The organism is Mucilaginibacter gynuensis (assembly GCF_039541195.1).
GTDB lineage: Bacteria > Bacteroidota > Bacteroidia > Sphingobacteriales > Sphingobacteriaceae > Mucilaginibacter > Mucilaginibacter gynuensis.
Map to the genome: position 1 here is coordinate 678,634 of NZ_BAABFT010000001.1, position 12,840 is coordinate 691,473.

Sequence of the window (12,840 nt, forward strand, 5' to 3'; positions counted from 1 at the left end):
TACGTTTCATTTAGGTTATAATTAAAAAGCGCGGAACTGCCTGTTATTCTTTCTTGGCGGCCACCTTTACATATTTCTGCAAAAAGGCCAGTGTGGTGTTATCAGTAGTGATCAGGTTTTCCTTTTTACGGAAACCGTGCCCTTCCTGTGGATACACGATATACTCAACCGGCACACCATTCTTTTTCACCCCGGCAGCTATCTCGTCGCTTTCAATTTTTAATACGCGCACATCATTCGCTCCCTGAAAAACAAGCAGCGGGTCTTTTATCTTGGTATAATTATACAAAGGCGATGTGTTTTTGAGCAACACGCTGTCCTTAGTTTCAGGGTCGCCCATTTCAACGTAGAGCGCGTCTTTAAACGAGGCCCAATACGGCGGTATGCTGCGCAGGGTACGCAGCCAGTTGGCCACCCCAAACAGATCAACCCCGGCTTTAAACTCACCCGGATACATGCAAAGGGCGTTAAGCACCATGTTACCGCCATAACTGCCGCCGTAAATAGCCACGGCGTTGCTATCGATATACTCCTGCTGACTTAACCATTTTTTTGCCCATACGCAATCTTTTAAATCGCCGTACCCGTGGTCGCGGTTATCCAGTTTATAAAAAGCCTTGCCATAGCCGCTGCTGCCACGGTTGTTGATAGCTAGTACGGCATAACCATGGTTAACCAAAAACTGGATGGAGTTATTGAAATTTTGTGTGCTTTGGCCACCCGGACCTCCATGTACCCACACCAACGCGCCAACCTTATTATCTGCGCTGGCTTGTAATGGTTTATAATAAATGGCCGGGATCTCTTTACCATCGAACGATTTCACGTGGATCACCTCCGCCGGGGCCAGGTCATTTTCGTCGATAGCTTTATTTAATGATGAAGTTAGTTTTTTAAGCTCTTTATCTTCAAAGTTATATACATATAAATTATCCGGACTGGTGCTGCTACCTACCGAAAGCAAGGCTTTCTTTTCGCTTTTCGAAACCGAAGCATAGGTAACGCTGCCGCCCTTTATTTCAGGGAAATCAACCGGCTTATTAGTAGCATGATCAAACAGGATGATCTTGTTCTTGCCATCTTCGTTAATAGCGATGGTATAATACTTTTCGTTCTCGCTCAACTCAAACCATTGCACATCCCAATTGGTGCTGTACACTTTCTCTTTCGCGCCGGTTGAAATATTGTATTTTACCAGATAAGTAAAATCGCTGCCATCATTAGTGGTGTAGTAAAAAGTATTGTTATCCTTTTCTATGGCCTGCGGGTTCCATGCCGATTCGCTGCCGTTACTTAATTGTTTAGTGGTTTTGGCTTTGATATCGTATAGGTACAGTTCATTTTTATCGGTAGTGATGCTTTTGGTAAAGCTGATATAGCGTTCATCCTTACTGATCACTATCGGTATGGGAATATCATAACCCGAATCATTTTGAAATACCAGTGATGCTTTCCACGAAGCGGTATCCAGTTTGTACAGATCAAAGAATTGCGGATTGCGTTTATTGCTGGTTACGTATACCGATTTTTTATCGCCGCTCCACCCTACGAAAGCATTTTTACTGCCCGGCCATGGGGTAAGGTCCTTAGCGGTAGAATCGCCGATGGTGGCCAGGTATAAATGGTCGTTCTCGTCGCCGCCTTTGTTGCTGTAATAAAGAAACTGATTGGTACCTATATAATCGGCAGGAAAAAAAGCGTCTGTTTTTGATTTGGTGAGTGCTTTTGAGGTAGTATCGGCAATGTTAAGTTCGTACACGTTGAATATGCCCGTAGAGTTATTACCCGTCAATACATGGGTTTCATCTTTACTAAAACCAGCCCCGAAAAGCGAGATATTTTCGCGCAGTTGTTCGCTGGTATACGGTTTAGGTGTGCGGGCTTCGGAACCATGTTGTTTACATGCCGAAAAAGCTGCAGCCAAAAAGCATGCAGCCAAAATTACATTGAACTTTCCCATAGTGATTAATAATTTAGATTTAAGCTAAAGGTATTGATTTTGTGCAATATACGTTAACACAATATTAATTACAAATAGTTACATCCGCATTATTTAATGAGAATTATCAACCCAAAATGAGATTCAAATAAGCATCATTTTTTACCGGTAGTTAAATTAAATCCGGCGAATTTACCATAGCCTTCTTTTGGTCCGTAAGAACATTGGTAGAGGCCAATTTGTAGTTTTACATTATTAAGATCGGGCCGTATAAACGGACTGCCGGGCAGCTCTTCCCACGTAAATCCGTCAGCACTGGCCCTTAGATGAAAAACTTCACCGGTTTTTTGTATCTGGATGAATTGCTTATAAGCCCAACCCGATTGCGTGTTGAACTGGTTACGGCGACCGCGTTGTAAATTAGTGACCAAATTACCGCATTTCCAGGCAGGGAAAATACCATTCTGAATTAAAGCTTCTGAAGATGGCTTGTCTGTTGCATCCGGAGCCCTCCTCACCATTAAACCCGCCTCGTTGTTACCATTTACCTTTTGCGTGGCGAAACCTGTAATATCTGTTACCCTTACCTGCGCAACAAAATCGCCGTTTACTTCTTTATAAACGAACGGCCCAAGGGGCTGGTTACCATCCCAATTGGTGCCTTTTGATTGTAGTTTTAACTGCTTATCGGCAATCTGTGCCACTGTTGCTGTTGCGGTATCAGTACCACCTGTAAAACCGTCCCATTTGCCCGATCTGTAATCGGCATCCGTTTCAAAATCATCCTTAAATACACTAAACTGATTAGCAGCGGTATTCACTTTACCCACACTTGCCCACGCCGATACATTGCCCAGGTTATCCTTCACTTTAAAGGTAAAATCATAAATACGATCGGGCTGTAGTTGGGTAGCAAGGAAATAGGGTTGATCTGTCCATGCATTTTGCGTGTTACCGATGGTTTTATCCGTAAATAAATATTGCAGATTGGCATCACTTTCGGAGGTAGCGGCTGTCATTTCTGCCATTGTTGGCGATATGGCCAGCGGCATCTTCTCAAATTTTACTACGCCCGCTATTGGCGGGTGCAGGTTCTTTAACCAAAGATCATTGATCTCTATAATTTCTGCCGACCTTAAAACGCGGTTATATACGATCAGCTTGCTTATAGCGCCATCTATATTACTTATCTCTCCTTTTTCTATAGCTAAAAATATACTATTGATCTTTTTATAAAGTGCCGATTGCCTATCTGTCAAAGGTTTTTCATCTAAATAGATGACATCGGTATCATTAGTTTTTACTGCAAATTGCCAGTATTGCCGCGCGGATTTTGGAGCGGTAAAATACAAACTCATGGCTATGGTTGATGGCTTGCCTGTTTTTTGAAAATTTGCAATCTTTAACTCTTTTCCTTCGCTGAAATCAACCGCTATTTTACCCGCTACATCGCGTACAGCAGGCGTGTTGTTAGTTGTTGAGCTAAACTCTCTCCCGGTTGAACCGCTGTTTGCCCATGCCGGCAGGTTACCATAATTTAAAGCGGCAGCATCAAGGTAAACATCAATATCCGACGATTCCTTGTTAACCGCCATGCTTTTCACCACCGAATCGGGCAAGGCGCCTGCGAATACCTTAAGCGAAGCTATTGCCCCATTAAAATAAGCCGATTGGTTAGTTTTTGAACCGATGATGAATCTTTCGGCTCGTTGAAGAAAAAGCATTTTTTGTTCGGAGTTATCCAATTGACCGTCGATAAATACCTTTTCTAAATTACCATCGAACGTAATAGCAACGTCGTGCCACTCCCCTGCTTTGGGCGCATTTTTAAACGGAAAATCAGATACGCCAAAATGCTGCGCCGCTCCCCAGGTTTGATTACTTCCCGCGCCAAATGTAGCGGCGGTATGGTCGGTTTCGCCTGATGTCCAACTCAAAACAGGGTTATCATCCTTAAGTTCGGGGTAGTAAACGGAATATAAAACAGAAAAGCTGTTGTTGCCCCAAAGCGAACGCGGCACTTCAAATGACGACTGCAATTGTTGTGTGCCGTTAAAAACGATAGCTTTCTTGCCCTTGATAAGATCTGCATAAGGCGGCTTACCTTCGGCGTTCCAGTTACCTGTAAGCTTACCCTCGTTTACTATCGTTTTTACCGTTTCTCCCGGCTGAAATTTCGCTGCATCTATCGATACAAGTAATCCTTCGGGTGAAGCCGTCGTTGCGCTCTCCTTCTTTACAGTTAGATTTTCGGGTTGGGTGGCCTTTGATTCGCTGCCAAACACCCTGATATTCCATACCGCCTTAAATAAACCGGGGTATTCGGTATCGGTAATGGTTAAACGCACGTATCGCGCCTTTGCTTCGCCCCTGTCAATCATCGGCGAACCATGCTGAACGTTTTTGGTACGGTCGGCAAAGGGCTGCCAGTTTTCGCCATCGGCAGATGTTTCTAATTTATATTGATAATACCATGTGGCGTATTCAAACTGGGTTTCAATTTGCTTAACGGACTGTACGGTGCCCAGGTCAATAGTGAGACATGCGGGTGACGCGTCATTTTTAGCCGGTTTCCAAACCGTTCCGTTATTATGATCGAGCACATATTCAGGCTTGTAATCGTCGCTGTAGAATGAGGAAGCGCCTACCTTTTTTCCGTAAGCCAGGTCGGGCCTTGTATCGGTCAGTTTTGCCAACGCGCCTACGCCTTCGTGGGTAGGGACGATCTTTTCGATATTACCGTCCTTATCAAAAACTATCTTATCGGCACACACCTGCCGGTGATAACCACCGTTAGCATGCGGATTATTATGCCGGTGATATACCATATAAAATTCCTTGCCCACTTGAACTACTGACTGGTGACCGGGGCCATGTATGGTTCCATCGGCATTGGTACTCAATACCGGGTTGTTTTTGCCGAACTCGAACGGCCCCATCGGTCCGGTTTTGCTGATGGCATATTGCACCCTGTAGGTTTCATTTTCGCAGGCGCCCGATGAATAAGTAAGGTAGTAGATGCCATTGCGCTTAAACATAAATGGGGCTTCAAAAAACTCTTTGGCAATGGTATTGGGTATTTTAGCCGTTTTTGCAAAGGAGTGCATATCGGCATTGAGCAAACCTACTCCGCAGCCATGATCTGGATAAATGCCCCAAGTGCCCCAAAACATATATACCTTGCCATCATCATCTTTAAAAGCCTGTCCATCCAAAGTGATCACCCCCTGCACAAAATAATTAGTGATCATTGGTTTATTATCCGGCAATAATGGTGTCCAAGGCCCGGTAGGACTTGATGACGATGCCCCATAAATATCAACCGGCTGGCAGTAATACATGTAATATTTATTATCGTTTGCCTTGATCACATCCGGTGCCCAGTAGTAAAATGAGGCAGGCCAGTTCATGTCTTGCAGGGTCCAGTTCACAAAATCTTTGGAGGTCCACACCTGCGACGGGCCGTGCCCGCCGCCATTACCATCTGTGGTGGCATAAATGTAAAAGGTATCGCCAAATTTTCGCACGGTCGGGTCGGCAAAATAGCCGGGAATAATCGGGTTGCCATTTCCCGCAGCCTCGGCCGGTTTACCCTGCCCTTTTGCAAAGCCACAGGTAGCCAGTAAAACAACCAGTAACAGATATTTAAACATGGATCGTTTCATTTATTTAAGCTTTATTAAACGCACACCATGCGGCGGTATATTGAACATTATGCTTTTGCCATTATACGAAATAGCCTGCTGGTTCCAAACATCTCGCATGGAACTTATATTTTTGATCTTCAAGTCAGCAGGGTTAAACGTGTAGGTTGCAAATTTACTATTCAGGTTAAAAATCCCTACACCTGTACCACCATCGGCCAGCGGCTTAACCCAAACCTGGAATTTTCCATTATCAAATACCCTTTCGGCCTGTTTGCCCAGTTCGTCCTGATCAATAGCGATCACTTCCCTGTTCTTTAACAGGTTGAGCGTAAAATCATCCAGTTTGCTCATATCACAGCCGATAAGTAAGGGGGCTGACAGCAGGCTCCACAAACTGATATGCGTATATTGTTCGTACGGCGTTAGGCCGGTTTGGTGCAGGTTTTCGCCCCAACCTACCATACCCAGTATCAGCATATCCGGGTCGTTCCAGCCACCGGGACCGGCATATTTAGCGTTGTTTACCTGGCTGAAACCAATGCTGTACAAGCTCTCCCATGTATCTGTAATATCTTCGGTTGTACGCCACAGGTTGCCGTTCATTTGTCGGCCCCATTTCCATACATCGCCAATGCCGTACTGACAAATGCTGTATATGATATCGCGGGGGTATTTTTTCAACTCATTGCCCATTAGCTGGTAAGGCTTTTGCTGCGCGAAAAGCGTGGTATCGCCGGCCGTATTGTCGGTGTAGCTGCAAAGATCATACTTCAAATAATCTACCCCCCACTTAAAATAAGTGGCCATATCCTGCACCTCGTGTCCCAAAGAGCCCAAATAACCACCACAGGTTTTAGCTCCCGGAGATGAATAGATACCGAAACGCAATCCCTCGTTATGCAATTCATCACCTAATGCCTTCATATCCGGGAACTTCTCATTCGGAAGTATTTCGCCATCAGTGGCCCGGGCGGGTGCCTGCCAGCCATCATCTACATTGATATAGCTCCAGCCGTAATCGGTAAGCCGCTTATCAATCATCGCATTTGCCGAACTTTTAACCTTTTCTTCGCTTACATTTAAGCCCCAGCAGTTCCAGCTGTTCCAACCCATTGGTGGCGTTAAAGCGATGCGGTCGCCGGCTTTTATAGTGAATGTACCCTTGTTGTTGCCGTATTGGTTACTTACCTGTATCTGTAATTTGTAATCGCCTGCTTTTGTCAGTTGGCCTGTTATAATCCCCGTGGTTTTATCCAGCGTTAATCCATCCGGAAGATTGCTAACCTTGTAAGTAAGCGGACGAGCGCCACTAACCGGAATCCTGATAATTACCGGTGAACCGGGATGAACGCCAACTAATGCGGGGCCGTTGATTACAGGTGTCAGCTTTTCTTGGGGAGTTAAAATGTAAGGCGCAATTTCTGCAAAAGCCGCTTTTTTTCCGGATACCTTTTCGGTAAAACTATACTGTAATTTAATGCCTTCGCGGTGCGGAAAAACTACCGAAAATAGTTTGTCACTTAAGGGCGCAAGCTTCACCTGAAACTGTTTATTCTCAATAGCCTTGCCCGTAACGTCATCAATAATGCTGTATTTAAACACACCAGTTATAGTTGTGTTAAAGGAGTTTTGAAGCTGCAATTTACGTACGCCTTTTTTACCGGTTAAAAACTTAATGGCTTGCTGGTTAAAGCGAATGCCATCAAATTTCTCTAACATATCAATAAAAGGCTGGCCCATAAAAATACCGCCTGAGCCGCCGCCATCATAAACCCGCACGACAATAACATTCTCTTTATCCCATTTAATAATATCGCTATTGGCAGCTACATGATAATTGCGTACAGCGGGCCACTTGCTTTGGTAACCACCTTTATCGGTAGGGAAAGCACCGGTTTTACCGATCAGTTTACCATTCAAAAATGTTTCGTCGGCATCGTTTACGTGCGCCAGGTGAATACGCAGGCTATCGCGCCAGTAAGCCTCCTTTTTTAACGACGACGGAATGACCACTTTAATGCGGTACCAGGCATACCCGTGGTAATCCGGAAAGCCCTGTGTTTGCCACACCTCACCTATTTGGGCTGCTTTCCATTGGGTATCATCAAAATTTGGGCTTTTCCATTCTGGCTGATCACCGGTAATAAACTTGCCGGTTTTCAGATTGATGAATTTTCCGTTTTGGGCAAATGCGGTTCTTGCTGTTGTTGCCAACAGCAGCAGTATAAGCAAGCGCGTAAAGTAAGTATATGATGATTTCAAAAGCTCAAGGTTTTATTGTCGACCGTTATAAATGGCCGATCTTATTTAAAGGAAGTAAAGTTAGTTACTGCCACACGCTACAGCTCACCCGATTTTGCCCTGTTATGATCGTAATTTACCCTTTCCGGTTAATATACAACTCACGTGATTTTGCGCTAAACTCTTCACGTAAAATTATTTCTTTCAGCCCTATTCGTTTTAATTATTATATTTGCGGCTCATTCCTTATTTGTTAATCTTTTAAATACCAAGGAATCATGACAGCGCAAATCCACATATCGCCCCTTTCGCTCATTGCCTAATAAGGCAGGCAAATACTGCATTTTATCGAAATAAATAAACGGTTGCTTTTTAGCTACCTGCTATTTCTTTGCCTGTCTTTTTACAGCGTCGGATTTTTTCTGTGAGCATTTTTTGTAAAGGGTATATCCTTACTCAAGGACGAACCGGGATCAATAATTAATTCATTTAGCACTAAAAGAAAAATCTGATGACTGAACGCATATCAACCTGCCGTGCAAAACCGGCATGCATTAATATTAATAATTTTCAGAAAACATCTCCGGGCACGGCATTAAAAAGCTCACCCGGAATTAGACATATAACCCCAAATGGGCAATTTAAGAACAAAAGATTTAAGTAAAATAGGTTATCATAACGATCAGCTGCGAAGCCTGGTGATCGGCATAGCCTCAAAAAATTTCAAACACCACAGCAAACAGCAATTGCTTGACCTGCTGGTGAATATTAACAACAATCCGGAAGCGTACCTGGAAGATGAACTAACATGCAGAATAGCCGAAAAAATAATTGGCAAGCCCGAAGAGCAAGCCTTTAAGATTTATGACCTGCGTACCGAGCCTGTATTTTGTAAAACCTACGGTGGCAAGGGTATTGAAGCATCGGCCAAGAAACAGATGGAACTGGCTAACCTGTTACCCGTAAGTGTGCAGGGTGCACTAATGCCCGATGCCCATAGTGGTTTCGGCTTGCCTATTGGCGGTGTGTTAGCTACCGATAACGCGGTTATTCCGTATGCGGTAGGTATGGATATTGGCTGCCGGATGGCACTTTCCATTATTGATGAAAGCGATGCCTTTATTAAACGATTCGACTATCAAATTAAGCAGGCCTTAAAAGCGTATACCCATTTTGGCATGGAAGGCGGGCTTGATGTAAGACAGGAACATGAAATACTGGATAGCCCCGTGTTTAACGAGGTTTCTTTCTTAAAGCCGCTGCGCGGGAAAGCTGTAAGACAATTAGGTACATCGGGTAACGGGAACCACTTTGTTGAGTTTGGCGAGATAGAACTTTTGCCCGGCAACCAGTTAGGCTTACCGGCCAAAAAGTATGTAGCGCTGTTATCGCATTCGGGCAGCCGTGGATTGGGTTCGGCTATTGCAAGGCATTACACGCAAATTGCCATGAATACCTGCAAACTGCCGCGCCATGCGCAGCAACTGGCCTGGCTGGATATGAACAGCGAAGCCGGGCAGGAATACTGGCTCACCATGACATTGGCTGGCGATTATGCCAAAGCCTGCCACGACCGTATACATGCTAACTTGTTAAAAGCATTAGGCTTAGAGGCTTTACATATAGTTGAAAATCATCACAATTTTGCCTGGAAAGAAACTCTTGCCAATGGCAAACAGGTAATAGTTCATCGTAAAGGGGCCACACCTGCGCACAAGGGCGAACTGGGTATTATTCCCGGCAGCATGACCACGCCTGCTTATCTCGTATCGGGCAAAGGCGCTAACCATGCCCTGCACTCTGCATCGCATGGAGCAGGTCGTGCTATGAGCAGACAAAAGGCAAAGGATAGCATGACGGTTTCGGCCATGAAAAAGCTGTTGAGCAGCGCGGGTGTTACCCTGATTGGCGGTACGGTTGAAGAAAACCCGCTGTCTTACAAGGATATTGAAACAGTAATTGCCGCACAGCAGGAACTGGTGGATATACAGGGCAAGTTTTTTCCGCGCATTGTACGCATGAATAAGGAGTAGTGATGAAAAAGATGATGATTCAAATTACCGCAGGTAAAGGCCCGGCAGAATGTTGCCGGGTTGTAGCCTGCGTACAAAACCTGATGCTCAAACAGGCCAAACAACAAGGCATCGGATTAAAGATCCTTGAAAATAATGCCGCTGAACTTAACGGAACATTATTATCGGCCACCATGATGGCACAAGGCGATAACCTTGATGCCTTTGTAAAAGAATGGGCGGGCACCATACAATGGATAGCGCAAAGCCCTTATCGTAAATTTCACAAACGTAAAAACTGGTTTGTGGGCGTGGGCTGTTTTGATGTACAGCAACTCATGCAGTGGAACCCAAAGGATGTAAAGCTGGAAACCTGCCGCTCATCCGGGCCGGGAGGCCAAAACGTAAACAAGGTAGAAACCGCTGTAAGAGGTACACACCTGCCGTCAGGTTTACAGGTAATGGCCATGGATACCCGCTCACAGTTGGAGAACAAAAAGCTCTGCCTTGTCCGGTTAGAAGCCAAAGTAATGGTTTGGCAAACAGCCCAAATTATGGAGCAGCAACAAAACCAGTGGGAACAACACCATTCGCTCGAACGGGGTAATCCTGTTAAAGCTATTAAGGCGAGTTTGTTTTAATAATGCTCCTCAAACAAAAGCAGGCCGCTTTTATAAAAGCGGCCTGCTTGTTTATCTTTATTATGGATGATCTGCTACTCCGATACCGAAAAAGGCCTGTCCCCCTGCCCTACACTCCGGCTTGTTTCGGGCTTACTGCCCATGGTGAGGTTAAAGCTGCCGCCATTATTGATATCACCATAAGTAAGGTAATTATGCGTATAAGCTTTCCCATTCAGCATTGCCGATTGGATGTATACATTATCGCGGTTATTGTTTTTCGCGTCGATAACAAACTTCTTACCATTCTCCAGCGTAATGGTGGCTTTGGTGAATATCGGGCTACCCACCACGTACTGATCTGTACCGGGACAAACACTGTACATACCCAAAGCACTCAATACATACCATGATGAGGTTTGGCCCTGGTCTTCATCGCCGGGGTAACCGTTTTCGGTTGAATTGTACAGTTTGGCCATAATGTTACGAAGATGATATTGCGATTTCCAGGGCTCGCCGGCATAGTTATATAAATAGCCCATGTGCTGTATTGGCTGATTACCATGCGCGTATTGGCCCATATTGATCATTACCATCTCCGTCATTTCGTGAATAGGGCCGCCATAAGTACCTACTTTATAAGTGTTTGGTGCGGTAAATACCGAATCTAACCGGTTCACGAAATTCTTTTCGCCGCCCATTAGTTTTATGAGGCCTTTTATATCATGAAAGACCGACCATTGCCAGTGCCATGCATTACCTTCCGTAAACGGACCACCCCACTCTATCGGGTCGAAGTTTGTTGACCATTGGCCATTTATATCCCTGCCCTGCATAAAGGTGGTGGCCGGGTTATAAACGTTTTTGTAATTGAACATTTGGCGGGCAAAAATATCCTTGTAATAATCGTTGCCTGTCATTTTAGCCAATTCATATCCACAAAAATCGTCATAAGCATACTCCAGTGTTTTGGCGGTAGCTTCGCGATATTGCGGATACGGCACATAACCCATGCTGTAATATTCTTTCCAGCCGTGCCGGCCATTAGCTGGCCCCCATGGGCCTTTGTTGGTAGCCTCGTGCAGGTAAGCTTGCAAGGCCTCTTTAGGATCGAAACTTCTTATGCCTTTAGCCCAGGCATCGGCCAGTAAAGAGATGGCATGGTTACCTATCATGCTGCCCCCTTCACCCGGGAACGACCACGAAGGTAGCCAGCCGCATTGCTGCTGAGCAGCTAATAACGCCTGCATATATTGCCCATGCATTTTAGGGTACATCAACACATTAAGCGGAAACTGCGCCCTGAAGGTATCCCAAAAGCCGGTATCGGTATACATATAGCCCTTATGAATCTTCCCGTCATACGGACTATAATAATAAGGTTCGCCGTTGGCATCATACTCAAAAAACTGGCGCGAGAACAAGCTCGCCCTAAAGAAACAGCTGTAAAAAGTAGCCCGTTCTTCTTCTGTACCACCTTCCACCAGTATCCGGTTCAGGTGTTTGTTCCATACTTTGCCAGCGGCCAGTTTAGTTGCTTCTATATTTTTATCGTTACCCAATTCGCGTTTCAGGTTAAGCGTTGCTTGCTCCGGGCTTATGTATGATGAAGCTACCTTAGCCTGCACAACCGTACCCGGCTTAAATTGCACATAAATGCCCACGTTGCGCCCCTCCACGTCGCACGATGTTACCATTACCTTGTCGCCCCCCTTGCGCCATGTACCGCAGGCAATAAAGGGTTTGTCAAAAACTATCTCAAAGTAACTTTTCAGGCTATCGGTAAGGCCACGGCCATTGTGTACATAGCCTGTAATTTTACGTTCGGCCTGGTTAACTTTTATGTTGGCCATACCTGTGTATCCGTCAAGCACCAGGTAGCTGTTTTGCGCTTTCGGATAGCTAAAGCGCAGGTGTGCGCCGCGCTCGCTGGGTGATATTTCGGTAGTGATGCCATTGTCCAGTTTTACGCGATAGTAATTGGGTTTGGCTACCTCATTTTTATGACTGAATTTAGCGGCACGCTCATCTTCATTCACCGTTAAGTTGCCAGTTACCGGCATTAGCGAAAACACGCAGTAATCATTGGTCCACGAGCTGCATTGGTGTGCTTGCTGAAACCCGCGAATAGTGGTTTTAGCGTACTGATATTTCCATCCGTCGCCATTCTTACCGGTTTGCGGTGTCCAGGTGTGCATGCCAAATGGCAATGCTGTAGTTGGATAAGTGTTACCCCGGGTTAGTTTAAACTCGGAATTAGTACCCTGCAAGGTATTTACATAATGAACCAGATCTGTTGTTTGGGCCGACGACCTTAAAGCAGCAAATAAAAAGGCGACCGCTAAAATTTTGAATTTCATAGGCAGATGTATGTGTAATGT

Annotated in this window: 6 protein-coding genes; 2 read left to right on the top strand and 4 right to left on the bottom strand. The window is 45.1% G+C overall.

What is annotated here, in order from left to right:
• Positions 1-43 precede the first annotated feature (43 nt).
• The 3 genes from ABD894_RS02805 to ABD894_RS02815 all read right to left on the bottom strand — a co-directional run bounded on the left by ABD894_RS02805 (position 44) and on the right by ABD894_RS02815 (position 7,848).
• Positions 44-1,960 (bottom strand): S9 family peptidase, encoded by a 1,917-nt coding sequence (locus ABD894_RS02805; RefSeq protein ID WP_345209459.1) that lies wholly within the window; start codon positions 1,958-1,960, stop codon positions 44-46.
• Between the two features lie 134 nt (positions 1,961-2,094).
• A complete protein-coding gene (locus tag ABD894_RS02810) occupies positions 2,095-5,604 on the bottom strand; it encodes a family 43 glycosylhydrolase (RefSeq protein WP_345209460.1) in 3,510 nt (1,169 codons plus the stop codon).
• Positions 5,605-7,848, bottom strand: coding sequence for a putative Ig domain-containing protein (locus ABD894_RS02815; protein WP_345209461.1), 2,244 nt, complete (start codon positions 7,846-7,848; stop codon positions 5,605-5,607). It lies immediately after the preceding gene.
• Between the two features lie 611 nt (positions 7,849-8,459).
• Here ABD894_RS02815 and ABD894_RS02820 point away from each other — a divergent pair.
• Positions 8,460-9,860, top strand: coding sequence for an RtcB family protein (locus ABD894_RS02820; RefSeq protein WP_345209462.1), 1,401 nt, complete (start codon positions 8,460-8,462; stop codon positions 9,858-9,860).
• A gap of 11 nt (positions 9,861-9,871) precedes the next feature.
• Entirely contained in the window at positions 9,872-10,480 is a 609-nt protein-coding gene (gene prfH / locus ABD894_RS02825) for a peptide chain release factor H (protein WP_345209463.1), read from the top strand.
• 74 nt (positions 10,481-10,554) lie between these two features.
• Here prfH and ABD894_RS02830 read toward each other — a convergent pair whose 3' ends face one another.
• Positions 10,555-12,819, bottom strand: coding sequence for a GH92 family glycosyl hydrolase (locus tag ABD894_RS02830; protein ID WP_345209464.1), 2,265 nt, complete (start codon positions 12,817-12,819; stop codon positions 10,555-10,557).
• Between the last annotated feature and the right edge of the window lie 21 nt (positions 12,820-12,840).